General features: G+C 70.0%; 20 protein-coding genes. 9 read left to right on the top strand and 11 right to left on the bottom strand.

The genetic code is table 11. From position 1 onward, the window contains the following. Positions 1-63: 63 nt before the first annotated feature. From ACFOM9_RS09470 to ACFOM9_RS09460, 3 genes are all read right to left on the bottom strand, one after another. Positions 64-537, bottom strand: a complete 474-nt coding sequence (locus ACFOM9_RS09470; RefSeq protein WP_386709489.1) for a DUF494 family protein — start codon at positions 535-537, stop codon at positions 64-66. Further along, positions 534-1721 carry a DNA-processing protein DprA gene (gene dprA, locus ACFOM9_RS09465; RefSeq protein ID WP_386709486.1) on the bottom strand — a complete coding sequence of 396 codons (1188 nt, stop codon included), beginning with the start codon at positions 1719-1721 and terminating at the stop codon, positions 534-536. Before dprA ends, ACFOM9_RS09470 begins: the two co-directional genes overlap by 4 nt. A 79-nt stretch (positions 1722-1800) precedes the next feature. Then, entirely contained in the window at positions 1801-2961 is a 1161-nt protein-coding gene (locus tag ACFOM9_RS09460) for a LysM peptidoglycan-binding domain-containing protein (protein WP_386710977.1), read from the bottom strand. 230 nt (positions 2962-3191) lie between these two features. Between ACFOM9_RS09460 and def the strand changes: the two genes are divergently transcribed. The 4 genes from def (at position 3192) to ACFOM9_RS09440 (ending at position 8043) form a co-directional block, all read left to right on the top strand. Further along, positions 3192-3707: a peptide deformylase gene (gene def, locus ACFOM9_RS09455; RefSeq protein WP_386709483.1), complete on the top strand. Its 516-nt coding sequence runs from the start codon at positions 3192-3194 to the stop codon at positions 3705-3707. Between the two features lie 84 nt (positions 3708-3791). After that, on the top strand, positions 3792-4712 hold the full coding sequence (fmt, locus tag ACFOM9_RS09450) for a methionyl-tRNA formyltransferase (RefSeq protein WP_386709480.1): 921 nt from the start codon (positions 3792-3794) through the stop codon (positions 4710-4712). 267 nt (positions 4713-4979) lie between these two features. Beyond that, on the top strand, positions 4980-6308 hold the full coding sequence (gene rsmB / locus ACFOM9_RS09445; protein WP_386709478.1) for a 16S rRNA (cytosine(967)-C(5))-methyltransferase RsmB: 1329 nt from the start codon (positions 4980-4982) through the stop codon (positions 6306-6308). 55 nt (positions 6309-6363) lie between these two features. Further along, positions 6364-8043, top strand: a complete 1680-nt coding sequence (locus tag ACFOM9_RS09440) for an ArnT family glycosyltransferase (RefSeq protein WP_386709475.1) — start codon at positions 6364-6366, stop codon at positions 8041-8043. Between the two features lie 35 nt (positions 8044-8078). Here ACFOM9_RS09440 and ACFOM9_RS09435 read toward each other — a convergent pair whose 3' ends face one another. The 3 genes from ACFOM9_RS09435 to ACFOM9_RS09425 form a co-directional block, all read right to left on the bottom strand. Continuing rightward, positions 8079-8855, bottom strand: a complete 777-nt coding sequence (locus tag ACFOM9_RS09435) for a class I SAM-dependent methyltransferase (RefSeq protein WP_386709472.1) — start codon at positions 8853-8855, stop codon at positions 8079-8081. A gap of 97 nt (positions 8856-8952) precedes the next feature. Next, the gene (locus ACFOM9_RS09430; protein WP_386709469.1) at positions 8953-9810 is read right to left on the bottom strand and encodes a glycosyltransferase family 2 protein; all 858 of its coding nucleotides are present in this window, start codon (positions 9808-9810) and stop codon (positions 8953-8955) included. Positions 9811-9931: 121 nt separating this feature from the next. Continuing rightward, entirely contained in the window at positions 9932-10792 is an 861-nt protein-coding gene (locus tag ACFOM9_RS09425; protein WP_386709466.1) for a glycosyltransferase family 2 protein, read from the bottom strand. Between ACFOM9_RS09425 and ACFOM9_RS09420 the strand changes: the two genes are divergently transcribed. Further along, positions 10743-11807 carry a CDP-glycerol glycerophosphotransferase family protein gene (locus tag ACFOM9_RS09420; protein WP_386709463.1) on the top strand — a complete coding sequence of 355 codons (1065 nt, stop codon included), beginning with the start codon at positions 10743-10745 and terminating at the stop codon, positions 11805-11807. The two genes, ACFOM9_RS09425 and ACFOM9_RS09420, sit on opposite strands and share 50 nt — an antisense overlap. 18 nt (positions 11808-11825) lie before the next feature. Here ACFOM9_RS09420 and ACFOM9_RS09415 read toward each other — a convergent pair whose 3' ends face one another. The 3 genes from ACFOM9_RS09415 to ACFOM9_RS09405 form a co-directional block, all read right to left on the bottom strand. Beyond that, positions 11826-13289, bottom strand: a complete 1464-nt coding sequence (locus tag ACFOM9_RS09415; protein ID WP_386710974.1) for a PH domain-containing protein — start codon at positions 13287-13289, stop codon at positions 11826-11828. 61 nt (positions 13290-13350) lie between these two features. Next, positions 13351-13878, bottom strand: a complete 528-nt coding sequence (locus tag ACFOM9_RS09410; protein WP_386709460.1) for a PH domain-containing protein — start codon at positions 13876-13878, stop codon at positions 13351-13353. Further along, positions 13875-14795, bottom strand: a complete 921-nt coding sequence (locus tag ACFOM9_RS09405; protein ID WP_386709457.1) for a lauroyl acyltransferase — start codon at positions 14793-14795, stop codon at positions 13875-13877. Before ACFOM9_RS09405 ends, ACFOM9_RS09410 begins: the two co-directional genes overlap by 4 nt. 299 nt (positions 14796-15094) lie before the next feature. On the opposite strand from ACFOM9_RS09405, the gene dtd reads away from it, so the two are divergent. Together dtd and rpoD are read left to right on the top strand one after the other, a co-directional pair. After that, a complete protein-coding gene (dtd, locus tag ACFOM9_RS09400; protein ID WP_386709454.1) occupies positions 15095-15535 on the top strand; it encodes a D-aminoacyl-tRNA deacylase in 441 nt (146 codons plus the stop codon). A 132-nt stretch (positions 15536-15667) separates the two neighbouring features. After that, entirely contained in the window at positions 15668-17539 is a 1872-nt protein-coding gene (rpoD, locus tag ACFOM9_RS09395; protein WP_386709451.1) for an RNA polymerase sigma factor RpoD, read from the top strand. A 129-nt stretch (positions 17540-17668) separates the two neighbouring features. Here the strand turns inward: rpoD and ACFOM9_RS09390 are convergent, their stop codons facing one another. Further along, the gene (locus ACFOM9_RS09390; protein WP_386709448.1) at positions 17669-18964 is read right to left on the bottom strand and encodes a sugar MFS transporter; all 1296 of its coding nucleotides are present in this window, start codon (positions 18962-18964) and stop codon (positions 17669-17671) included. After that, entirely contained in the window at positions 18961-20052 is a 1092-nt protein-coding gene (locus ACFOM9_RS09385; RefSeq protein WP_386709445.1) for a LacI family DNA-binding transcriptional regulator, read from the bottom strand. Before ACFOM9_RS09385 ends, ACFOM9_RS09390 begins: the two co-directional genes overlap by 4 nt. A gap of 101 nt (positions 20053-20153) precedes the next feature. On the opposite strand from ACFOM9_RS09385, the gene ACFOM9_RS09380 reads away from it, so the two are divergent. Together ACFOM9_RS09380 and ACFOM9_RS09375 are read left to right on the top strand one after the other, a co-directional pair. Then, a complete protein-coding gene (locus tag ACFOM9_RS09380; RefSeq protein ID WP_386709442.1) occupies positions 20154-22499 on the top strand; it encodes a GH92 family glycosyl hydrolase in 2346 nt (781 codons plus the stop codon). Positions 22500-23028: 529 nt separating this feature from the next. Further along, positions 23029-26190 carry a TonB-dependent receptor gene (locus ACFOM9_RS09375; protein WP_386709439.1) on the top strand — a complete coding sequence of 1054 codons (3162 nt, stop codon included), beginning with the start codon at positions 23029-23031 and terminating at the stop codon, positions 26188-26190. Positions 26191-26270: the final 80 nt, after the last annotated feature.

Here is a 26270-nt window from a genome sequence, read left to right as displayed (position 1 = left end):
TGTCCCGCAGCAAAACGGCCGCACCCTCCCCGGCGCGGCCGTCGAAATCCAGCCGTCGCGATGCTAGTGCACCGGCTCCGGCTCGTCGATGAACATCTGCGTCTCCATCCAGGCGTACGCCGCTTCGGAGCCGGGCTGGTTGAACAGCACCATTAGCACGACCCATTTCAGGTCGTCGAGGTCGAGTTCGTCCTGGTCCAGCGCCATCGCGCGGTCGAGCACCAGCTCGCGCTGGTCGGCGTCGAGCACGCCGTGCTGTTCGAGGAACAGCAGGAAGCCACGGCATTCGACGTCGAGCTTGTCCAGCTCGGGACCGAAATACACGCGGGTCGGGCCGTCCGTGCGCGGGATCGCCGCGCTCGGCCGCTGCTCGGCCAGGGCGTCGAGCCAGTCGAAGGCCTTGCTGATCTCGGCGGGGCTGAATCCGGCCTGGAGCAGGCCGGCCTGGAGGGAATCGCGGTCGCGGACGAGGTCCGCGTCTTCGGTGAAATAGTGTTCGAACAGGTAGAGCAGGACGTCCAGAATGCTCTCTTTCATTTCCCCCGGCCTGCGCCCGAAGGCGCGGTGTTCGCGGTGTCATGGCGCCTTCGGGCATAGCGGCCGTGTGCCACGGCGACGCGTCCCTCCAGTTCCATGAGCAGCAGCATGGATGACAGTTCGGCGGTCGTCAATCCAGTGCGTTCGACCAGCCGATCCATACCCGTTGGGTCATGCCCGAGGGCTTGCCACAAGCGGTTGTAGTCGGGATCGTCCGTCGTTTCGCTGGTCGCAGCGTCGCCCGGGGCGGTCCCGGCCCCGGAACTGGGGGCGGCCAGGCGCTGGCGCAAGGCGTCGCCGAGCTCGGCGGCAAGCGGCGCGACGGCGGCCGTGACCTCGCTTGCGGCTTCCACCAGCCCGGCGCCGTCGCGGATCAGGCGGTGGCAGCCGCGCGCCATCGGATTGTGGATCGAGCCGGGGACGGCGAACACGTCGCGCCCGGCCTCGCTGGCCAGGCGCGCGGTGATCAGCGCGCCGGAACGCTCGGCGGCCTCGACCACCAGCACCCCGAGCGCCAGCCCGGCGATGATCCGGTTGCGGGCGGGGAAGAAGCCGCGCTGCGACTGGGTGCCCGGCGGATATTCGCTGACCACGGCGCCGCGCCCGGCGATGCGTGCGTACAGGCCGGCATTCGCGCGCGGATAGGCGATGTCGATGCCGCTGCCCAGGACCGCCACGGTGATGCCGTCGACGGACAGCGCAGCTTCGTGCGCGGCGGTATCGATGCCGGCGGCCAGCCCGCTGGTCACGCCCAGGCCGGTCGCGGCGATGGCGCGGGCGAAGTCGCGGGCGTTGTCGCGCCCGCCGGCGCTCGGCGAGCGGCTGCCGACGATGGCGACCGCCGGGTGCCAGAGCAGGCCCGGGTCGCCGGCCACGAACAGCGCCAGCGGCGGATTGGCGACGCGCCGCAGCAGCGCCGGGTAGTCGGGGTCGTGCCAGCCGAGCAGGTGGTGGCCCGGCTCGGCCAGCCAGGCGCGCGCCAGTTCGCGCTGTGCGGACGGCGTGGCGGTGCCCGTGATCGCGCGCGCCTGCGTCTCGTCGCAGCCGGCCTCGCGCCAGGCCCGCGGACCCGCCTCCAGCGCCGCGAGCGGGTCGCGGTGGGTCTCGAGCAGGGTGCGGCGCGCGGCGGTGCTGCCGCCGGCTTCGATCAGGCGCAGCAGCGCATCGTGGTGGGCTTGGGTCATGGCGCGCCCAGCGTAATCCGGAAACGACGACGGCGCCCTCGGGCGCCGTCGCGTTGTCGGGTCAGGAAACCCCGGATGATCAGTAGGTCGCGTCCGGATGCTTGAGGTGGTAGCCGATCGCGGTCGGCTTGACGCCGTCCATGATCAGGCCGTAGCTCACCTTGTCGTAGGTGCGGAACACGATGACGTGGCCGGCGTACTCGTCGGGCAGGCGCACCTTGTCGTTGAAGCTCACCGCCCCGGCAGGATGCTCGGCGCTGTGCTCGACGCGGTCGACGACATTGCTGCCTTCGCGCCAGATCGAGAACACGGTGCCGTTGTCGACGCCGTCCTGGCTGCCGACCGACAGCGCGACCACGTCGCGCGGCCCGCCGTAGGACAGGTTGTCGGTGACCGCCAGCACGCGCGCCCGGCCGTACTCGGTCTGCTGCTTGGGCGGGTGCGGGAAGAACTGCAGGTCGTAGGGCTGCGCGTCGACCGCGATCAGGCGGTCGCCGATGCGCACTTCGCGGCCGGCCTCGTCGAGCAGCACGGTGCTGGCCTCGATGCCGCCGACTTCGCCGCGGGTGACGGTGCCGATGTTCACGCGCATCAACTCGTAGCCCAGCGTCTCGCCGCCCTTGTCGGGGAACACGACGTGGTTCCAGTACTTGCCGAAGTCGACGTCGCGGCGGCCGCGATAGTCGAGGTCGTCCTTCTCGAGCAGGTCGCAGCACATGCCGGCGCGCTCGAGGCGGGTATAGCGCACGGTCGGGCGCACCAGCAGGTAGCGCTGGCCGGGCGAGGCGGCCAGGCCGCGCACGTACACCACCTGGCCCTTGCTGCCGCGCAGGCGGTCTTCCTCGAGGCCGACCACGTAGGGCAGCTGCTCGAAGTCGTCGACCACGCGCAGGTCCTTGAGGAACGGCTCGATGTCCGACAGCGGGATCGCGTTGATCGGCTGCGCCACGGTCCGCGGGCCTTGCTGCATGGTCACGCGGTCGAGGTAGGCCAGGCTGATCACGTCGCCCGGATAGATCAGGTGCGGGTTGCGGATCTGCGGATTGGCCTGCCAGATCTCCGGCCACAGCCAGGGGCGCTGCAGGAACTTGCCCGCGATGTCCCACAACGTGTCGCCGCGCACGACCACATAGGTGTCAGGGTGATCGCCACGGATGCCCTGCGCCATGGCGTAGCCCGCCACGGTCAGAAGTGCGACTGCAACACCCGTGCGTAGCCCCTGAGAAAGGCGCTGAAGCATGCCGGCCATCTACTTGCTCCCCTTGGAATTTCCCGGAATTTCCCCATTCCAGCCGGGGCACTATAGCCTACAAAACCCGGCCCGACGCAAGCCTGCGAACGCTACAATCGTCGACCAAGCTCGCGGTTGTGACCGGCGCCACCCTTTGGGGCGCGGCGGTTCGCATCGCAGCCGTCCCGCCGGTCCCGGGCCGGCCGGAACCGCCCGTACAACCTTTCAGAACGCCAGCCATGTCCCTGCTTCCGATCCTCGAATTGCCGCATCCGCGCCTGCGCAACGTCGCCGGCGCGCTGGACGCCGATCGCATCGCGACTCCCGTCTTCCAGCGCCTGCTCGACGACATGTTCGAGACCATGTACGTCGCGCCCGGCATCGGCCTGGCCGCGACCCAGGTCGACGTGCACGAGCGCTTCATGGTCATCGACGTCAGCGAGACCCGCGACCAGCCGCTGGTGTTCATCAACCCGGTGATCCGCCGTCGCACCGAGCAGCTGCGCGAACACCAGGAAGGCTGCCTGTCGATCCCCGGCATCTACGCCGACGTGACCCGCGCCGACGGCATCGAGGTCGAGGCGCTGGATCGCCACGGCAAGACCTTCGTGCTCGAGGTCGACGACCTGCTGGCGACCTGCATCCAGCACGAGGTCGACCACCTCGACGGCAAGCTGTTCATCGACTACCTCTCGCCGCTCAAGCGCGAGCGGGCGCTGAAGAAGTACGACAAGCTGCAGAAGGCCCGGGACTAGGTATTCGACAGGGTCGCGCCGCGCGCGGACCCCGCGCCTTCGCTGTCCCGAATCCCCGATCCCAATCCTCGAACCCCCACGCCCATGAGACTCGTCTTCGCCGGCACGCCCGAGTTCGCCGTGCCTTCGCTGCTCGCCGCAGCTGGCCGGCAGGAAGTCGTGGCCGTCTACACCCAGCCCGATCGACCGGCCGGCCGTGGGCGCGCGCTGACCCCGTCGCCGGTCAAGCGCGCGGCGATCGAGCGTGGCATCCCGGTGCTGCAGCCCGAGTCGCTCAGGTCGCAGCTCGCGCGCGACGCGCTGGCCGCGCTGCAGCCGGACTTGCTGGTGGTGGTGGCCTACGGCTTGATCCTGCCGCCGAAGATCCTGGCGATTCCGAAATTCGGCTGCTGGAACGTGCACGCATCGCTGCTGCCCCGCTGGCGTGGCGCGGCGCCGGTCCAGCGCGCGATCGAAGCGGGCGACACGCAAGCCGGCGTGTGCCTGATGCAGATGGAAGCCGGCCTGGACACCGGGCCGGTGCTGCTGTCGCAGCCGCTGGACATCTTCGCGGACGAGACCGGCGGGCAGCTGCACGACCGCCTCGCCGCGCTCGGCGCGCAGGTGCTCGCCGACGGCCTGGGCCTGCTGCGCGCCGGCATGCGCCCGGTGCCGAGGCCGCAGCCTGTCGACGGCGTGACCTACGCCCACAAGCTCGACAAGGCCGAGGCAAAGCTGGACTGGTCGCAGCCGGCGACGACCCTGGCCAACAAGGTGCGCGCGTTCAATCCGTGGCCGATGGCCGAGGCGATGGTGGCCGGCGAGCGCCTGCGCATCCACGCCGCGAGCGCGCTTGCGCTCGGCCACGCGGCCACGCCCGGCACGCTGCTGTGCGTCGGCCGCGATGGCCTGGACGTGGCGTGCGGCCAGGGCGCGCTCCGGATCCGGACGCTGCAGCGCGAGGGCGGCAAGGCGATCACCGCCGCCGACTTCCTCAACGCGCGGCGCGACCTGCAGGCGTCATAGCGCGGATGCGCCGATCGAAGGACGGCCGCTGGTGTTCCTGACGACTGGTGGTTGGCTCCGGGCCTGACGTCGACACCGGTGATCCGGATCCGTCGGAGCAGCGCCTGCCAAGTTCTTGTCGAGATCTTTGTGGGAGCGGCTTCAGCCGCGAGCTCTTGGGCCCGGGCCGAAAAATTGGTGGCTCGTGAAAAGCTCGCGGCTGAAGCCGCTCCTACAAGAGCAGATGCCGCGGACCACACGGCCGCGCGCCTGGCGGACAATGTCGGGATGAATGACGACAAGGGTGCCGGGCCGCGCGCGATGGCCGCGCAGGTGCTGGACGCGGTGTTGCACCGCGGCCGCTCGTTGAAGGCCGAGCTGGCGCAGGCGCTGCCGTCGCTGGCCGACGTGCGCGACCGGGCGCTGGTCGAGGCGATCTGCTTCGCGGCGCTGCGCCAGCGGGCGCGCGCCGACGCGGCGCTGCGGGCGTGGGTGCCGCGGCCGCTGGGGAAGCGCGATGGCGAACTGCGGGCGCTGCTGCACGCCGGTTTCGCCCAGCTCGACCCGCTCGGGCTGCCGCCGCACGCGGCGCTGGATGCGACGGTCGCAGCCGCGCGCCTGCTCGGTCGTGCGCACCAGCGGGGCATGGTCAACGCGTTGCTGCGTCGCGCGCAGCGCGAGGGTTTGCCCACCGTGCCTGCCGACGCCGCGTGGCCGGCCTGGCTGCGCGAACGCCTGCGCGCCGACTGGCCTGATGATTACGCAGCCATCGTGGCCGCCAGCGCGTCGCCGGCACCGATGTGGCTGCGGGTCAATCGTCTCCGTGGCGGCCGCGACGGGTACGCGCGGCGCCTGCGCGAGGCCGGTATCGAGGCGACGATCGCCGATGCGCTGCCCGAAGCCCTGCGCATCGACGCGCCGGTGGCGGTCGCCTCGCTCCCGGGCTTCGACCGCGGCGATGTCTCGGTGCAGGACGGCTCTGCGCAGGCCGTGGCCGACGCGCTGGCGCCAGCGCCGGGTGCGCCAGCTTCGGGCAGGCGCGTGCTCGACGCCTGCGCCGCGCCCGGTGGCAAGGCCGCGCACCTGCTCGAACGCGATCCGTCGCTGCGGCTGACCGCGCTCGATGTCGACCCGCGCCGGCTCGAGCGCGTGCGCGGAACGCTGGCGCGCCTGGGGATCGGCGCGGACGCAGCGCTGCGCGTCGCCGACGCCGCCGCGCTCGATGCGAATGGTCCCGGCGCGTGGTGGGACGGCGTGCCGTTCGACGCGGTGCTGCTCGATGCACCGTGTTCGGCCACCGGCGTCGTGCGCCGCCAGCCGGACGTGCTGCTGCATCGCCGCGCCGCCGACCTCGACGCGCTGCGCGCGCAGCAGGCGCGCCTGCTCGATGCCGCGTGGCGGGTGCTCGCGCCGGGCGGCGTGCTGCTCTATGCGACGTGCTCGATCCTGCACGTGGAGAACGCCGGACAGATCGAGGCCTTTCTCGCGCGCACCATCGATGTGTTGCCCGAACCGCTGGACGACCGCTTCGGTCGCGTGTCCGGTGCGGGCCGGCAGCGCCTGCCCGGCGAGGGCGGCATGGACGGCTTCTTCTACGCGCGCCTGCGCAAGCGCTGATCGCCGGTCCCGCAGCCAACGGAAATCCGACGCCGCGCGTGCTTATCATCGCGCCATGCTGAAGACCCCGCAGTCGCGTGAATTCTGGTTGCTGGCCTGCGTGGCGCTGCTGGTGATCGCCACCGGCATCGGCCTGCGCGCGCCCTGGCCGGCCGACGAACCGCGCTTCGTGCTGGTGGCCAAGCAGATGTGGGAGTCCGTCGACTGGTGGTTCCCGCACCGCGGCCAAGAGCTGTATTCGGACAAGCCGCCGCTGTATTTCTGGCTGCTCGGCCTGGCCTATGCGGTGGTGCGCAACTGGACGGTGGCCTTCCTGCTGCCGTCGCTGCTGGCCGCGCTCGGCACGCTGTGGCTGACCTTCGACCTGGGGCGGCGGCTGTGGGGGCACCGCGCCGGATTGTGGGCCGCCGCCGCGGTGCTATGCGCGTTCCAGTTCGTGTACCAGGCCAAGCGCGCGCAGATCGATCCGACGGTGGTGTTCTTCATCACCCTGGGCATGTATGGCCTCGGCCGGCACCTGCTGCTGGGGCCGCACTGGCGCTGGTTCTGGGCCGGCTGTTTCGCCGCCGGGCTGGGGGTGATCAGCAAGGGCGTGGGTTTCCTGGCGCTGCTGGCCCTGCTGCCGTACGCGTGGATGCGCTGGCGCGGCTGGCAGGGCTTGAGCGAACCGGCCCCGCGCGGCGCCTGGCGCTGGGCCGTGGGCGCGCTGGCGTTCCTGGCTGCGATCTGGCTGTGGCTGGGGCCGATGCTGTGGCTGGCGCTGTCCGACGGCGACCCCACGCATCGCGCCTACGTCGACGACCTGCTGTTCCGGCAGACCGCCACCCGCTACGCCGAGTCCTGGCACCACCACCAGCCGTTCTGGTATTTCGCCCGGGTGGTGGCGGTGTCGTGGCTGCCGTTCTCGCTGCTGCTGCCGTGGCTGTTCAAGCCGTGGCGCGACGCCTGGCGCGCGCGCGACGCGCGGGTGCTGTGGCCGCTGGCGACGTGCGCGCTGGTGCTGCTGTTCTTCACCCTGAGTAGCGGCAAGCGCGACATGTACATCCTGCCGGCGCTGCCGATGCTGGCGCTGGCGGCCGCGCCGTTCCTGCCCGGCCTGCTCGAGCGCCGCGGCGTGCGCCGGGCGCTGTTCGCGCTGTCGCTGGGGCTGGGGCTGGGGCTGTTCGCGGCCGGCGTGGTGGCGCTGGTGGGAGAGCCCAGGTTCGAACTGCAGCTGGAAGCGGGGCGCGGCATGGCGTCCGGGCAGGACAGCCTGTGGTGGGCGTTGGCGACGATGGGCGGCGCGATCACCGGCGCGGCGCTGTGGCTGCAGCCGCGCGGCGCCGTGGCGCTGACCGCGACGATGACGGTGGTGCTGTGGTGCGGCTGGGGGCTGGCGATCGCGCCGCTGCTCGACGGCGAAAGCTCGTCGCGCGACCTGATGCGCGAAGTGCGTGCCAAGGTCGGGCCAAGGGTCGAGGTCGGGCTGGTGGTCTGGCGCGAACAGAACCTGCTGCAGGCGCGCGGGCCGACGGTGGAGTTCGGGTTCAAGCGCACGCCGGTGCAGCAGTGGAACGCAGCGGTGGCGTGGGCGACGGCGGCGCCGGAGCGGCGCGCGCTGCTGGTCGGCCAGGTGGACGAACTGGAAGCCTGCCTGGAGCGTTCCGATGCCGAGCCGCTGGGCGCGGCCAATCGTCGCGCGTGGCGACTGGTGCGTCCCGCCGACGTGCCGGCCGACTGCAGGGTCTTGCGATAGGCATTAGTGCATCGACAACGATCGCGGCGTGGCGGTCAGGCGGAGACCTCGCCCGGCAGCGGGACCGCTTCGGCCTCCACCAGCCAGAGCTCGCCGCGTCGCGAGCGCGGCAGGCCATTGAACAGCGCCAGCGCCGGCGCCAGCAGGCGCACGCCCAGGCCCAGCTTGCGCACGCGCCGGAACGGGTTGGACACGGCCTGCTCGCTGCGGATCACGAATCCCGCTTCCTGCAGCGCCTTCTCCAGCATCCAGGGGCTCTGCGGCGTGATATGGCCCTGCTCGCGATAGTCGACGTCGCGAAACCACTGGAACTCGCCGCGGCGCAGGAACAGGGCCTGGGACACGGGATTGGCGATGTTCGGGGTCGACAGCACGAGCCGGCCGCCCGGCGGCAGCAGCGCGCGGATCTGCCGCAGGACCTGGCGCGGGTTTTCGAGGTGCTCGACGATCTCCAGCGCCATCACCGCATCGAATCCCTGCGGCCATTGCGCCGCGAACAGGCCGTTGAGGTCGGCGGCCACGAAGGGGATGTGGTCGGGCCTGAAGCTTTCGGGGAACAGATCGCTGGCGGTCACCGCATAGCCAGCGTCGGCCAGGCGCAGTGACATCGCGCCGCTGCCGGCGCCGAACTCCAGCACGCGCGACCCCGGCGCGACCGCGCCGCCCAGCAGGGTGGAGGCCGCTTCGTGCAGGCCGGGCGCCGCGTAGATCGGCAATCCCTTGTAGTCGCGCATGCGTCGGCCGTCGAAGCCGGTCCGGAAGCTCTCGGCGCGCTCGGCCACTGCGTCGCGTGGAGATGGGGAAGTCGACATGGGGAGCACGCGATCGCGGAACGGATTTCGAGTCTACGAAATCGACGGCAGCGCCGCATCGCGCCCGCGCCGGGTCGATTGCAAGCCGCGACCGGACTCAGCTCTTGCCGGCCGTTCGCAGGTCCGGCAGCGGATTGGCGGCGAATTCGGCGAGGTGGCGGTCGAGCCCGGCCACGCTGCGGACGCGACCGGTTTGCAGGGTCTCGGTCAGCAGCCTTTCGTTGCGGCTCTCGCCTGCCTCGTGGCGTTCGAAGTGGTACAGGTGCGTGGCCAGCCCGGCGAAGCGCAGCGAGCGGCGCTGCAGGCCGGCGTGGAACGCGCGCAATGCCAGGTCGCTGTCCTCGCGGCCCCAGCCCTCGAAGCGTTCGTCGAAACCGTTGATCGCGAGCAGGTCGCCGCGCCACCAGGCCTGGTTGCAGGTCTTGATTCCGCGCCGGCTCTGGCCGCGCGAGACGCGCAGCGCCAGCGCCGCCAGCGGCGGAATGCGCAGCGTGTGCCGGCGCCGGGCCAGGCCGCGGTCGAAGAAGCCCAGCGCCTGCTTTTCGCCCGCCAGCAGCCGCTCGCTGCCGTTCGCATCGGCCAGCACGCGCATGCCCTGCACGAAGCTGCCGCGCTGCGCGGCACGCCGGTGGTCGGCGACGAACATCGGATGGGCCACCATGTCGCCGTCGAGCAGCAGGACATAGTCGCCGCTGGTCGCCGCGATCGCGCGGTTGCGGGCGAGCGCCGCGCGGAAGCCGCGGTCTTCGATCCAGCTGTGGCGCAGCGGCACGGGGTAGTCGCGTGCGACCTGGCGGATCAGCGCATGCGTTTCTTCGCCCGAGCCGTCGTCGGCCACGACGACCTCATGTGGCAACACCACCTGGCGCGACAGCGCCGACAGCGCCAGTCGCAGCGCGCCGGGCCAGTTGTAGGTGGTGATGACGACGCTCGTGCGTTCAGGGCGCGGGGACATGGCGGGTTCGAAGAGATGGGTGGATTAATGCGGCGCGACAAAGGTAGGGGTTTGTCGTCACTTGTCCAGCGTCTTCGGCGCGGAATCGCAGGGGCCTTCGATTCCGCCCATGTCGGGCGAATCAGCCGGTCGACAGGTCGGACGGTGCCGGCGCCGCCACGGGCTGCCCGTTCTGCAGCAGCCACAGCATGATCGTCTTCTGGCGCACGTAGTTGGCGCGCACGTAGGCGTAGACCAGGCCGTGCCAGCCGTCGCGGAATCCGCCCCGCAGCACGAAGCCGCGCCAGAACCGCCAGGCCGGCGAAAGCACCAGTTTGGCCAGCGATGCGCGCTTGCCGCGGGCGAACTCGTGCTCGGCCATCATCCGTGCGTAGCGCTGGGTCTTGGCCAGCTGCTGCTCGAACGAGCGATAGGGGTAGTGGATCAGGTCGCCTGCCAGGGTGCGCACCGGCCCGTCGACGCTGGCCGCCTCGTGGACCTCGCGACTGCCGCGCCAGCCGCCGCGGCGACGGTCGAACAGGCGCAGCACGCGATCGGGATAGGCGTTGCCGTGGCGCAGGAAGCGGCCGAAGTAATGATCCAGCCGCGCGAAACGGTAACCGGCGGCGGCGCTGAAGCCGGACGCCCGCGCGGCATCGATCGAGTCGCGCAGCGCGTCGCCGACGCGTTCGTCGGCGTCGAGGCACAGCACCCAGTCGTGGCGCGCCTGTTCGACCGCGAAGGCCTTCTGGCTGCGGAATCCGTCGAACGGACGCTGCAGGACGCGCGCTCCCGCCGCGCGCGCGATGTCGGCGGTGGCGTCGGTGGAGAATGAATCGACCACCACGATCTCGTCGCAGAACGCCAGCGAGGCCAGGCATTCGCCGATCCGGTCGGCTTCGTTGAACGCGATAATGCAGGCCGAGACGGCGGGCCCGGGATTCGAGGAAGCGTTGATGGCGGAGTACCTGTTGTTCGCGACCGAGCGGTATGCGCTGCCCATCCTGAAGCCCTTGGCCAGTGCGCTGCAAGACGCCGGGCATGGCGTGCATGCCTGGCTGGTCGACGGCGCGACCGGCGCAACGCTGCCCGCGCCGGTGCGCATGGTCGGCGGCGCGCGCGACGCGGTGGCGCTGCGCCCGCGCGCCGTGTTCAGTGCGGCCAACTGGGTGCCGCCGTTCGTCGCCGGCGCCAAGGTCCAGCTGTTCCATGGTTTCAACGTCGAGAAGCGCGAGGATGCGCGCGGCCACTTCCGGGTGCGCGGATTGTTCGACCTGTACTGCACCCAGGGGCCGGCGACGACCGCTCCGTTCCAGGCCCTGTCGGCCCGCGCCGGCCATTTCAAGGTGGTCGAAACCGGCTGGCCCAAGCTCGATCCCCTGTTCGGTCCGGAGGATCCGCTGGCGGCCCGGCTGCGGGCGGCGGCCGGCGGACGGCCGGTGGCGATGTTCGCCTCGACGTTCACCGAGCGCCTCAGCGCCGCCCCGCACCTGCATGCCGCGATCGCGGCGCAGGTGGCCGCCGGCGAGCGCTACTGGCTGCTGACGTTGCATCCCAAGTGCGATCCCGGCCTGGTCGAACACTATCGCGCGCTGGCCGGCGACAACGCGTGTTTCGTCGAGACCGAGCAGCTGGTCAGCGCCGAGCGCGCGGCCGACGTGCTGGTGGCCGATACCACCTCGGTGGTGAGCGAGTTCGTGGTCCAGCGCAAGCCGGTGATCACCTTCCGCAATCGCGCGCCGAAACCGCACATGCTCGACTTCGACGATCCGGCCGCGCTGCCGGCGATGCTGGAGCTGGGCTTCGCGCCGCCGGCGGAACTGCGCGCGGAACTGGCCGCCTACGCCGATCGCATCCATCCGTATCGCGATGGACGGTCGTCGCAGCGCGTGCTTGCCGCCACGGACGCCTTGCTGGCAGGCGAGCTCGGCCCGCTGCGCCGGCGTCCGCCGGGCGCCGCGTTGCGCAGCCTGCAAATCCGTCGCGAGCTGGGCTACTGGGGACCGGCGGCGCGCTGAGGGCGGAGCATCCGCGCGCTACCAGCGCAGCGGCCGCCGCGCGATCTCGCGGCCCAGCCGCGCGCGCAGGGCCTGGGCCTGCGCCAAGGGCAGGTAGCGCAGGCGCAGCGGACCGGAGGCGGCGCCGGCGGTATCCAGCCACAGCGTCGCCATGCCCAGCGACCGGTCGAGCGGCGACTGCCGCAGTTCCAGCGCCTGCAGCTTGTCGAGCTCGGCGAAGCGCCAGCGCCGCGACCACCAGCCCGTACGTGCGCCCACCAGGCGCTCGTCGATCGCGTAGCCCGCGCGGTGGGCATGCTGGCGGGCGACGAACACCACCCACGGCAGCAGCAGCAGCGCCGCCAGTCCCCAGGGCCCTGCGCGCCAGCACAGCGCGGCGGACAGCAGCAGCGCGACCACGCTCCCCGGCAGCGACAGCCGCCACCATGCGCGCGCATGCAGCGGCTGCCAGTTCGCCGGTGGCCACGTCGTGCCGGGCAGCAGGTGGCGGACCAGCGCATCGCAGGCGTCCGGCGTGGCGATCGGTGCCAGTTCGCGCAGGCCGCGGCGCTGGTTGCTGTCGGCAGCCACCGCCGAATCGATCTCCAGCGTGCGGCGGCCGAACCAGCGGTGCAGCACGCTCTCGCGCAGCGTCCACGACTGGATCCGCCGCCGCGGCGCGCTGGTGCGCAGGCGGGTCAGCAGCCCGCGTTCGACGGTCAGGCGGCGGCCGTGTTCCTCCAGCCGGAAGCCCCAGTACTGCAGCAGCGCGAGCGCCACCGAGAACACGCGCAGCAGCACCGCGAAACCCAGCAGCGCGGCGACGATCGCCAGCGCGTACTCGCCGTAGCTGAAGTGATGGCTGCCGAAATACGCCTGCAGGCCCTGGCTCCAGCGATCGGACACATCGTCCGGCAATCGCGGGTTGAGCTGGGAGAGTCCCACCGCCGCGCCGCCGACCACGATCATGCCGCGGTTGGACACCAGCCCCAGGCGCAGCACTTCGGCCGGCGATAGGGCGAGCAGCACGCGGCCTTCGGCCAGGTCTTCCGTCTGCCCGGCGGATGCGGCGGTTGCGGCGGGCGCGGGGGCCGCCGGCGCCGCCGCCCCGCGCCGGCGCACCAGCGCCTCCAGCGCGATCGCATCGCTGAGCTGCAGCACCCGCATCTGCGCTTCGGGCTTGTCGCCGCCGGCCGATTCGAGCCGCACCTCGGCCACGTCGAACAGCCGATGCAGCAGCGACTGGTGGATGGCGACGTTGTGGATGCGCGAGAACGGCACCTGTCGCCGGCTGCGCTGCAGCAACCCGCTGTCGATGACCACGCTGTCGGCGGTGATGCGGTAGCGGAAGGTCAGGTAGCGCCACAGCGCCACCACCACGAAGCCGCCCACGGCGAGCAGCGACCACAGCTGGTTGCGATCGCCGCGGCCGAGGAACACCAGCACCAGCAGCGGCACCACGAACTGCTTGAGCTGCTGCAGCAGCACGAACAGCCACGACATCGGATGCAGCCGTCGCACCTCGCCGTTGGCGCCGTCCGCCGGCACCGGCGGGGGGCTTGGCTCAGTCGCCGGCGTCGTCGTCATCGTCGTCGGTCTGCCTTGCGAGATGGTCGCGCAGGCGCTCGGCGTCGTCGGCGGCCAGTCCGGACACCGATACCTCGCTGTGGCGCGTGCCGGCGGTATGGATGACCAGCGTCGCCAGCCGGAAGTGGCGCTCCAGCGGCCCGCGGCGGATGTCCAGGTGTTGCACGCGCGAGCCAGGCACCCGCGTGTCCGACTGCCACAGGCGCCCGCGGCGCAGGCCGAAGCCGTCGGCGTCGAGCAGCCAGCGGGTGTGGCGGTAGCGACGCCAGCCCAGCCACGCACCGAACAGCGCCGCCGGCAGCGCGCACGCCGGCGGCAGCCACCACAGCCACGACGGCCGTGCGCTCAGGCAGAACACCACCGCCGCCACCGTCGCCGAGAGCGCGAACCCGATCGCGGTAGCGCCGACGAACAGCGTGCGCGCGCGCGGCGGCAGCTTGTGCCAGTCAGGCGGCGCCGGGGCAGCCGTCGGCGCCGCATCCGTGGCGGCCTGCGCTTCGTTCATCGCAGCCGCTCCGGGTCGACGTACGGATTGGCTTCGCCGCTTCCCGGCGGACGGCGCGTGTAGCGCTTGTAGGTCCACTGATACTGGGCCGGGTCGCGACGCGCGATCCGTTCGACCGCGGCGTTGAGCGCGGTGGCGGCTTCGACCGGGTCCTGGCTGGCGATCGCGGCCGGCGCCGGTTCGAAGTGCAGCGCGAATTCCGGGCCCGCGCCGATGCGTTCGCAGTAGCCGAACAGCACCGTCGCGCCGCTGCGTTCGGCGAGCCTGCCGAGCAGGGTCATGGTCAGGGCTTGCACGCCGAAGAACGGGGCGAACACGCCGTCGCCGGCCTTGGGCTGCTGGTCGGGCAGGATGCCGGTGACGCCGCCGGCCTTGAGCAGCTTGAACAACTGGCGGATGCCCGGGCCCTCGGCGCGTACCTGGGTGACGCGGTCGCCGCTGTCGGCGCGCACGCGGCGCAGGAACGCCTCGCCCACGGCCGATTCCGGCGCGCGATACAGGATCGCCAGCGGCGTGCGCGCGGCCAGCCACTGGTTGAGCAGCTCCCAGTTGCCGTAATGCGGCGCGGCGACGATCACCCCGCGCCCGGAGGCGATCGCCGCGTCGAACAGCGCCACCCCATCGCGCGTGCGCAGCAGCGCGAGGTTCGACGCATGCGGCCGGGTCCAGAAACGCAGCGTCTCCAGGGTCTGGCGCGCGGTGGTGCGCAGCACCGCGCGCTGCAGCTCGGCGCGCTGCGGCGCGGGCAGGTCCGGATACGCGAGTTCGAGGTTGCGCGCGGCCACCTTGCTTTCGCGAGCGCCTGCGCGCTGCCAGCCCCAGGCCAGCAGGTCGCCCAGTCCGCGCAGCCACCGCCACGGCAGGTGGCCGAGCGCGGCGACGAGGGCATACAGCAGCCAGGCGGCGAATCGGGTCATGCGGGAAGTGTAGCGGGGGGCAAGCGGAGCTTTGGCTGCAGGGCGAGAAGCGGGGAACGAGGAGTGGAAGCGGCCCGGCGACGCGCGCATTCGTTCGTCATTCCGCGAAGCGCGGGCTCCATGACCTTCCCTGATCTTCGAAAGGCATGCGGGAGCCCTGCCTGGCCCTCGTCCCGCTTGTGCTGTCACACGCAGCAGTGTCCTGGAGGATCAGACGCTCGTCCGGTGCAGGCCCGCCTTCGCGCAAACGAGGGGCAGACGCTACGCTGCTCCCCGGCCCCCTTTCCCCGCCCTTTCCCATGCTCAGCCTCATCCAGCGCGTCACGTCGGCCAGCGTCACCGTCGACGGCGCCAGCCTTGGCGCCATCGGACCGGGCTTGCTGGCGCTGGTCGGGATCGAACCGGGGGACGGAGCGGCGCAGGTCGCGCGGATGACCGGGCGCCTGCTCGGCTACCGGGTTTTCGCCGACGACCAGGGACGCATGAACCGCTCGCTCGCCGAGACCGGCGGTGGCCTGCTGCTGGTCAGCCAGTTCACCCTGGCGGCCGACACCCGCTCGGGCATGCGCCCCGGTTTCAGCACCGCCGCCGCGCCCGCCGAGGCTGAACGGATCTTCGACCTGCTGCTGCAAAGTTGCCGCGAAAACCATCCGCCGGGGGTGGAAACCGGCCGCTTCGGTGCCCATATGGTGGTCAGCCTGGCCAATGATGGTCCGGTGACCTTCCTGCTCAAGGCGTAGCGCCTTCCCGGATCGAATCGGGGATGGACTGAGCTTGCCGCAAGGCGATTCCCGGCCGTTCGCGCCGCCGGGACCCGGCCAGCCGGTATAATGCAGGGTTCTCTTCACTAACATTCCCCGGTGGCTCCCCACATGGCCAACGAACGTCAGGCCCCGCAGTCCGACATCAAGCAGCTGATCAGCAAGGGCCTGGAACAGGGCTACCTGACCTATGCCGAAGTCAACGATCACCTTCCGGACGACATGGTCGATCCGGAGCAGATCGAAGACATCATCGGCATGATCAACGGCATGGGCATCGAGGTGCACGAAGTCGCGCCCGATGCCGACACGCTGTTGCTCGGCGACAACAACACCGGCAACCGCGAGGTCGATGACACCGCGGCCGAGGAAGCGGCGGCCACGCTGACCGCACTCGATGCCGAAGGCGGCCGCACCACCGATCCGGTGCGCATGTACATGCGCGAGATGGGCACGGTCGAACTGCTGACCCGCGAAGGCGAAATCGCCATCGCCAAGCGCATCGAGGAAGGCCTCAACCAGATGCTGCTGTCGCTGGCCAGCTTCCCGTGGTCGGTGCAGCTGCTGCTGGAGGACTGGGAGCTGCACAAGGCCGGCAAGAAGCGCCTGGCCGAGATCGTGGTCGGCTTCAACGACCAGCTCGACGAAGAACCCGAACCGCCGGCGCCGGTCGTTGCAGCGAGCAGCGGCAAGGACGACAAGGACGACGACGGCGACGACGACAGCGACGACGATTCGAGCGACGAAGCCGAGGAAGCCGGCCCGACCGGACCCGATCCGGTCGAAGTCGCGCGTCGCATGGACGAGCTGGCCGCGCTGTACGCCAAGTTCCAGAAGGTCTATGCCAAGAACGGTGCCAGCGCCAAGCAGGCCGGCAAGCTGCGCGAGGAAATGGCGAACCTGTTCGTGACCTTCAAGCTGCCGCTGCCGCTGGTCGACGTGCTGGTGCGCAAGCTGCGCGAGGTGCTGGGCGAGATCAAGGACCACGAGCGCCGGATCCTGGAGCTGTCCACCCGCGTGGCGAAGATGCCGCGCAAGGACTTCATCCGTTCGTGGGAAGGCAACCAGACCAACCTTGAGTGGGTCGACGACGTACTCAAGCGCAAGCAGAAGTGGTCGAGCGGGCTGCGCGAGGTGAAGGACCAGATCATCGCCCACCAGGAAGCCACCATCGCCATCGAGAAGGTGATGCGCGTGGACCTGGCCGACATCAAGGACATCAGCCGCACGATGGCCTACGGCGAGGCCAAGGCGCGCAAGGCCAAGAAGGAAATGGTCGAGGCCAACCTGCGCCTGGTGATCTCGATCGCCAAGAAGTACACCAATCGCGGGCTGCAGTTCCTCGACCTGATCCAGGAAGGCAACATCGGCCTGATGAAGGCGGTCGACAAGTTCGAGCACCGCCGCGGCTTCAAGTTCTCGACCTACGCGACCTGGTGGATCCGCCAGGCGATCACCCGCTCGATCGCCGACCAGGCGCGCACCATCCGCATCCCGGTGCACATGATCGAGACGATCAACAAGCTCAACCGCATCTCCCGCCAGATGCTGCAGCAGTTCGGTCGCGAAGCGACGCCCGAAGAGCTGGCGAAAGAGATGGACATGCCCGAGGACAAGATCCGCAAGGTGATGAAGATCGCCAAGGAGCCGATCTCGATGGAGACGCCGATCGGCGACGACGAGGACTCGCACCTGGGCGATTTCATCGAGGACACCAACGTCGAGTCCCCGATCGAGAACACCACCAACATCAACCTGTCGGAAACCGTGCGCGACGTGCTCGCCGGCCTGACCCCGCGCGAGGCCAAGGTGCTGCGCATGCGCTTCGGCATCGACATGAACACCGACCACACCCTCGAGGAAGTCGGCAAGCAGTTCGACGTCACCCGCGAGCGGATCCGCCAGATAGAGGCCAAGGCGCTGCGAAAGCTGCGTCACCCGAGCCGCTCGGAGCAGCTGCGCAGCTTCCTCGACATCGAGTGATCAATGCCGCTGCTGAAACCGAAAGGCCCCGCAATCGCGGGGCCTTTTTCATGGCGGAAAACCCTGCACGAGCGGCTCCAGTCGCGAGCTCTCCCCGGTACCCGGGAACGCAAGTTGGCCTGCGCGACATCAGCCCAGCGGTTCCGCCGGTTGCACGGACACGGCGCCGCGTGCCGACGCAGCGGCCCGCGAGCCGCGCACCGCATACCAGACGATGAACGCGTAGCAGGCCAGCGGCACCACGAACGCATGCTGGATGCCTATCCTGTCCGCCAGCCAGCCCTGCACCCACGGCACCACCGCGCCGCCGACGATCGCCATCACCAGCAGGCTCGACGCCTTGCTGGTCAGCGGCCCGAGGCGCTCGATGGCGATCGCGAAGATGGTGGGGAACATGATCGAGTTGAACAGGCCGATCGCGATCACGCTCCACATCGCCAGCTGGTCGCGCGTGGACATGGTGGTCGCCAGCAGCACCGCGGCGGCGACCGCGAACAGCGCCAGCAGCCGGCGCGCGTCGACCCGCTGCAGCAGCGCCGCGCCGGCGAACCGGCCGACCATTGCGCCGCCCCAGTAGAACGCCAGGTAGCGGCTGGCCACGGCTTCGGTCAGTCCCCCGGTGGTCGGTCCGGAGAGGTAGTTGATCAGGAAGCTGCCGATCGCGACCTCGGCGCCGACGTAGACGAAGATCGCCACCACCCCCCAGCGCAGGTGCCGGTGCCGCAGCACCTCGGCGAAGCCGTGCGGCGTCTCCGCGGGCAGGGACGCGTCGCGCAGCGTTGGCAGCCGCATCGCCAGCACGAACACCGCCAGCAGCAGCAGGCCGCCGCCGAGCAGCAGGTAGGGCACCTGGACCGACTGCGCCTGCTGCGCGCGGTAGGCGAGCTGCCCGGCGATGTCCATCGACGCGATCTCGCTTGCGCCGAGCACCGCGGTCGACAGGATCAGCGGTCCGATCAGCCACGGAAACAGCGTCGTGCCCAGCGAGTTGAGCGCCTGCGCCAGGTTCATGCGGCTCGCGGCGCCCGCGGGATCGCCGAGCAGGCCGATGTAGGGATTGGCCGCCACCTGCAGCAGCGTCAGCCCGCTGGCGAGCACGAACAGCGCGCCCAGGAACAGCGGGTACGACGGCAGCGCCGCGGCCGGATAGAACAGCGCTGCGCCGACGGCCGCCACCACCAGCCCGATCGCGATGCTGGCCTTGTAGCCGGCGCGCGCCACCACCGCGCCCGACGGCAGCGACATCAGGAAGTAGGCCCCGAAGAACGTCGACTGGATCAGCATCGAGCGCGCGTAGTTCATCTCGAACACGGCCTTCAGGTGCGGGATCAGCACGTCATTGAGGCTGGTCAGCCCGCCCCAGGTGAAGAAGATCAGCGTGAGCACGGCGATCGCCGCGAAGTTGGACAGCGGCTTGCGATTCACGAGGCGTCTCCGAGAAGGATGGGGTGTTGCGGAAGCTGGCTGCTGGCACGCACCACCAGCCGCGCGGGGGCGACGGTGCGGCGTGGCGTTTCGGCGTCGCCGCCCAGCCGCGCCAGCAGCAATCGGGCGGCCTGCAGTCCGCGTTCGCGCGGGGCGACGGCAATGGTGGTCAGCGGTGGCGTGGACACGGAAGCCTCGGGGATGTCGTCGAAGCCGGTGAGCACGAAGTCCACGCCCGCGCGGCGTCCGCGTGCCGCCAGCCCGCTGGCCAGTCCGAGCGCGACCGCGTCGTTGTAGCAGACCGCCGCGGCCGGCGCGGGGTCGCGCGCGAACAGCGCGCCGGTCTGGCGCGCGGCTTCCAACCGGGTGGGCGTGCATTCGACCAGCCACGCCGGAACCGGCGCGATGCCGGCGGCTTCCAGCGCATCGCGGTAGCCGGCGCGGCGTTCGGTGCACGAACTCGAATCGCGGTGCCCGCCGAAGAACGCGATCGCGCGGTGGCCCTGCTGCAGCAGGTGTTCGGTGGCCAGCCGCGCGCCGTGGCGATTGTCGAGCGCGAGGAAGTCCCAGTCCTCCCCGGCGCCGTCCAGCGCGCGGTTGAAGACCAGCACCGGCATGCGTCCGCCCAGCAGCCGGCGCAGGCGTGCCGGCTCGCTGTGCTCGGCCGGCGACAGGATCAGCGCGGCGGGATCGTGTTCGATCAGCGAGGCGAGCACCGCGTGCTGGCGCTCCGGCGACTCGCCGGTACTGCCCAGCAGCAGCACGTAGCCGGCCTCGGCCAGCGCCGCATCGACACCGCCGGCGAACTCGGCGAAGAACGGGTTGGACAGGTCGTTGACCACCAGCGCCACGGCGTTGGAGGTCCGCCGGCGCAGACTTGCGGCGCCGCGGTGGTAGACGTAGCCGCTGCGCCCGATCTCGGCCTGCACGCGGGCGCGGGTTTGGGCGTTGACCAGCGGGCTGTCGCGCAGCACCAGCGACACGGTCGAGCGCGACACGCCGCAGCCGGCGGCGATGTCGGTGACGGCGACGCGGCGGGGAGCAACCGGATGGGGCACTGGTTTGGATCGATCCAATCGAAGTCGCATCCTGCCGCCGACCGCGGCGCCGCGCATTTTGCGCCGCAGCATGTGGCGCCACGGCGCCGGTGCTACCGTCATTTTTGGACCGATCCAACCGAGGCGCGGCGATGGCGGACACGAGGCGTGGAGGGCTTGTCGTGATGGCGATGGGCATGGTGATGGCGGCCGGCACGGCGGCCGGCGCGACGCGCGGCGAGGCGGCCGTGGCCGCGGTCGACCCTTTCATCGGCACCGGCGGCGAGGGCCACACCTTTCCGGGCGCAGTGGTGCCGTTCGGCATGGTCCAGCTCAGCCCCGACACCCGGATCCAGCCGCGCAAGGACGCCTACGGTTGGGCCGCCGGCTACCGCCATGACGACACCACCATCGTCGGCTTCTCGCACACCCACTTTTCCGGCACCGGCCACTCGGACCTGGGCGACGTGCTGCTGATGCCGATTGCAGGCGACACGGTGAAGACCGAGCGCGGCGATCCCGACCAGCCCGGCAGCGGCTACACCTCGCGCTTCTCGCACGACAGCGAGCGCGCCGAGCCCGGCTACTACGCCGTCACCCTGGAAGACACCGGCGTGCGCGCCGAACTCACCGCCACGGCGCGCGTGGGCGTGCATCGCTACAGCTTCCCCGCGGGCAAGGCGGCGCACGTGCTGGTCGACCTGCGCACGTCGATGTACGACTACCCCGGCAAGGTGTCGTGGTCGCGCCTGCGGCTGCGGCCGGGCGGCACCGTCACCGGCTTCCGCGAAACGCGCGGCTGGGCCCCGGGCCGCCAGCTGTATTTCGCGATGCGCTTCTCGCGCCCCGTCACCGGGCACGCCTTCGACGACACCGAGCAGGACGTCCCCTACAAGGGTTTCCCGCCCCCGGGCGAGAAGGATCCGACCCGCCGCGCGCAGGTCGAGGGCCGGCAGCTGGTCGGCACGTTCGACTTCGGCGACGCTTCGCGCGAACCGCTGCTGGTCAAGGTGTCGATCTCGCCGGTCAGCGAGGACAACGCGATCGCCAATCTCGAAGCCGAAGTGCCGGGCTGGGATTTCGACCGCGTACGCAGCGATGCGCAGGCGCAGTGGGCGCAGGCGCTGGGCGCGATCGACGTCGACGCGCCCGAATCGATGCGCACGAGCTTCTACACCGCGCTCTACCACGCCTTCATGGGGCCGAGCCTGTTCATGGACAGCGACGGCCGCTACCGCGGCCCGGACAACGCCGTGCACGAGGCCGAAGGCTTCACCCACTACTCGACGTTCTCGCTCTGGGACACCTACCGCGCGCTGCATCCGCTGCTGACCCTGGTGCAGCCGGAACAGCGCACCAGCGACATCGTCAATTCGCTGCTCGCCTCGCGTCGCGAAAGTCCGTACGGCGTGATGCCGGTCTGGGCGTTCCACGGTCTGGAAACGTGGTGCATGATCGGCTACCACGCCGTGCCGGTGATCGCCGATGCCTACATCAAGGGCATCCGTGGCTATGACGCCGACGAAGCGCTCGAAGCGATGGTCGCGAGCGCGAGCTACGGCCCCTACGACGGCATCGCGCAGTACATGGAGCTCGGCTACGTGCCAATCGACGAGGAAGGCGAGGCCGCGTCGAAAACCCTGGAATACGCGTTCGACGACTGGACGATCCACCGCATGGCCGATGCGATGGGCCGCGACGACATCGCGGCGACGTTCGGGAAGCGCGCCGCCAACTGGAAGCACGCCTTCGACCCGAAGACCGGCTTCATGCGCGCTCGCAAGCGCGACGGCAGTTTCCGCGAGCCCTTCGGCCCCGACGCCAGTGGCTATGGCACCGACTACACCGAAGGCAATGCCTGGCAGTACTCGTGGTACGTGCCGCAGGACGTCGCCGGCCTCGCAGCTGCCCACGGTGGCGCGGACAGGTTGCTGGCCAGGCTCGACGAGGTCTTCGACGCGAAGGTCGATGCGTCGGTGTTCGAGCACATGGAAGACATCACCGGCCTGATCGGCTGGTACGCGCACGGCAACGAGCCCAGCCACCACGTCGCCTACCTCTATGCGTACGCCGGGCAACCGTGGCGCACCCAGGCGCGGCTGAAGCAGATCATGGACACGCAGTACAAGCCGACGCCCGACGGCCTTGCGGGCAACGACGACCTCGGCCAGATGTCGGCCTGGTACGTATTCACCGCGCTGGGCTTCTATCCGGTCGCGCCGGGCAGCAACGAATACATCATCGGCCGCCCATTCCTGCCGCGGGCATCGATCCACCTGCCCAACGGCAAGCGATTCACCGTGATCGCCGACAACCTCGACGACGCGCATCCCTACGTCGGCGGCGTGACGCTCGACGGCAAGCCGCTTGACCGCGCCTTCCTGCGCCACGAGGAGATCCTGGCCGGCGGCGAACTGCGCTTCACCATGCAGGCCGAACCGAACAAGGCATGGCCCGGAGCGGGCGCGGCGGCCCCGTACTCGATGTCAAAGCGCTGAGCGCAGCCCACCCGGCTTGTAGCCTGCGGCGCGTGCTCCCTGGACTGTCGGCGCGCGGGCCCATCGTTCGCCCGGTCGAGCAGACCTCCATCATCTTGTTAGCGGTTAGCGGTTAGCGGTTAGCGGTTAGCGGTTAGCGGTTAGCGGTTAGCGGTTAGCGGTTAGCGGTTAGCGGGCTGGCGTTTCGAGTCTCGACTCTGGCGGGTCCGATGCGCCGGTGGGCACTCGCCCGATCGCGGCGAGCTCGGGCTGCTGGTCCCGCCATCGCCCGGTTCTCCGCCCTCGCGCGCCACCAGCGGAGCGGGGCCGTGCTGCGCAGCAGCATGCAATGCTCCAGATTCCGTGCTACTAATTTGGCCGCACGAATTGGATCGATCTAAAACCGCTATTACCGCGAGGGCCGTCGCAATTGCCGGCAGCGCGCGATGGCGACGATCCGCTCGCAGACAGGGGGGTCTGTGCGCGAATTGGATCGATCCAGTCGGTCCGCGTCGCCTTCGAAATTCAATCCGGTACGAGGGAGATTGGAATGAAACTGACCCACGCACACCACAGGAGCTCGCTGTCGGTGGCCATCGCCGTTGCCCTGGTGTCCGCGGCCGGGGTGCCCGCGCAGGCGCTGGCGCAGCAGGATCCCGCGCCGACCGATACGCAGGCCGGCGCCGTGGAGGCCGCCGCGCAGACGGACGCGGCGGACACGGCCGCGTCGGACCAGGTCAAGCAGTTCGACAAGGTCACCGTCACCGGCTACCGCTACGCGATCGAGCAGAGCCTGGACCAGAAGCGCAACGCCAATGCCGTGGTCGACGTCATCACGGCCGAGGACGTGGGCAAATTCCCCGACAAGAACGTGGCCGACGCGCTGCAGCGCGTGCCCGGTGTGATCATCGACCGCGACGGCGGCGAGGGCAAGAACGTCAGCGTCCGCGGGCTGTCCTCGGAGCTGACGCTGACCGAATTGAATGGCAACTACATCGCCACCGCCGAATCCAACGGCGACCCGACGCGCTCGTTCAACTACACCCTGCTCCCGGCGAACATGCTGTCCAGCGCCGAGCTGTTCAAGACGCCCGAGGCGCGCATCGACGAAGGCGGCATCGGCGGAACGGTGATCCTGCATACGCGTCGACCGCTGGAGATGGAGGCCAACACCGGCTTCGTGTCCGCCGAGGGCACCCGGGCCGACACGACCGGCAAGACCGACGGGCAGTACTCGGCCTCGTACTCATGGCACGACAAGGACGACCGTTTCGGCGTCTTCGTCGGCTACACCGACCAGAAGCGCACCACGCGCACGATGGGGACGAGCACGGAAAGCTGGACGTGGTACGGCGACGACTATGACGCGCATCCGGCGACCGACGTCAACGGCAAGCCCTCGGATTTCAACAGCTACTGGTGGGGCGAGTCGGGCTTCAACGACCAGAACGGCAACTATTACACCGACTTCATGATGCCGACCTCGGTCAACCTCAACGTGCTCAACGAGGAACGCGAGCGCAAGGGTGGCCAGCTCACCCTGCAGTTCAAGCCGCTCGACAACCTGACGCTGACGGCCAACTACTTCCGCTTCGACCTGTCGCAGGACTCGCAGACCAACACCCTGAAGATCCCGGAGTGGAGCCTGGCCCGCTACTCGGGCGACGGCAACTGGCCCGGCGGCCGCATGCTCGACGGCCTGACCTTCGACCCCAGCGGCACGATCGTCACCGGCGCGCAGTACAGCGTGCATCCCGGCAAGACGTACTACTGCAGCGAGGAAGAGGCCGCCGCGGCGGGCCTGCCTCCGGGTGGCTGGGGATCGGACGATTGCGCTCTTCCCACCCCGCAGCTCACCGGAAGCTACAACAGGGAGAGCGCGAAGTCGCAGACGTTCGACATCGGCGCGGAGTGGCAGGGCGAGTCCCTGGACGCCAGCTTCAAGGCCGGCCGCACCTGGGCCAAGGGCGGGCCGGAACTGCAGTTCACCCTGCCCATCAAGCCCCGCCGCCACAACCCGGACGGCAGCTGGAGCCTCGGCAACTTCCTCAGCGCCTGGGACCTGACCGGCACGCCGACCATGACGTTCTCGCCGGAACTGATGGCGAACCTGCTCAGCGGCATCGGCCAGGTCGACTTGGGTTCGACCGGTTCGTCCTGGACCCGCAACTCGACCTGGCAGAAATACGGCCAGGCCGATTTCACCTGGCATACCGACAGCAGCTGGCTGGACTCGCTGCAGTTCGGCGTGAAGTACCGCGACGGTGGCATCCATCGCAGCACCGGCAACAACTACTGGGTGTGCCCGGGAAGCGATCCGGCCGACTACGCCAACCGCTACCAGAACAACGGCGCCTGCACCGCGCTGGCCAACACGTTCTCGCCGGACTTCCTCTACGCGCAGTCGCTGGGCGACCTTGCCGGCGGTTTCAATGCCAGCGCCTTCCCGGCGATCAACTACCCGGCCTATATCGACTTCCTCAACCAGAATTTCGGGGCGATGCAGACCCGCAACGAGGACAACTTCGTCTACAACGTCGGCGAGAAGATCGGCGCCGCCTACCTGCAGGCCAACTTCCGCACCGAACGCCTGCGCGGCAACCTGGGCTTGCGTTTTGTCCGGACCAAGCAGCACGCCGATTCCACGGACAAGATCACGCGCTACGAGGACTACTTCTACGACGGCGCGGACGACAGCGCGCTGCCCTGCAACACGTCCGCGCCCGGCCCGGTGCCCGGCGGCGCGCCGGCCGGGACCTATTGCGGCACGGAGGGATACTGGCGGCTCGCCGATGCGGTGGCCAGGCCGGAAGGCTTCGAGGTCAGTTCGCTCGATCGCACCTACAACGACGTGCTGCCGAGCTTCAACGTCGCCTACGACCTGACCGACGACCTGCTCCTGCGCGCGGCGGCATCCAAGGTGATTTCCCGCCCGAGCTATGCCGATATCGCCGCCCCCGGCAGCCTCGAGTTCTACAGCCAGGAGTACGTCGACGACCGCCGCCTGACCGGCGGCGCGAACGAACAGGGCTGGTACGGCAGCGGCAGCAACAAGACGCTCGAACCCTACAAGGCCACCCAGTACGACCTCGCGCTGGAGTGGTACTTCCGCCCGGGTTCGGTCGTGGGCGTGGACCTGTTCCGCAAGGACGTCAGCAACTTCTCGGTGCCGGTGGTCCAGGACGTGACCATGGACGTGGGCGGCGAGAACGTGACCGTGCGGAACTACTCGACCCAGGCCGGTGGCCGCGACGGCGTGTCGCAGGGCGTCGAGTTCTACGCGCAGCACACGCTGGATTTCGGCCTCGGCTTCCAGGTCAACTACACCTACAACGACACCAACGAAGCGGCGATCAGGCTCGAGGACGGCACCGACATCGGCAAGTCGCCGCTGGTCGGCAGCGCGAAGAACCAGGCCAACCTGACCGTGTTCTACGAGAACGAGCACTTCCTGGCACGCGCCTCGTACAACCGCCGCGGCGAAGTGGTGGACGGCCAGGTCAATGGCTTGAACGTCTACGAGGAGCCGTACGAGCAGATCGACCTCAACGCGTCCTACACCTTCCTCGAGAACATGACGGTGAGCGCGTCGGTCCTGAACCTGACCGAGGAGGAGTCGCGCTCGCATCTGGGCAACGACACCGAAGACCGCTTCTATTCCAACGGCTACGCCGGCCGCATCTACTACCTCGGCATGACCTACAGGTTCTGAGTGCAGCCGCCCTTCGCGCCGCAGGACGCGCGCAGTCCGCTTTCCGGCGACCCCTCGCTGCGGCATCCCCGCAGCGCGGG

Source organism: Luteimonas notoginsengisoli (assembly GCF_042648885.1).
GTDB lineage: Bacteria > Pseudomonadota > Gammaproteobacteria > Xanthomonadales > Xanthomonadaceae > Luteimonas > Luteimonas notoginsengisoli.
This window is presented reverse-complemented; position numbering and strand designations above follow the sequence as displayed.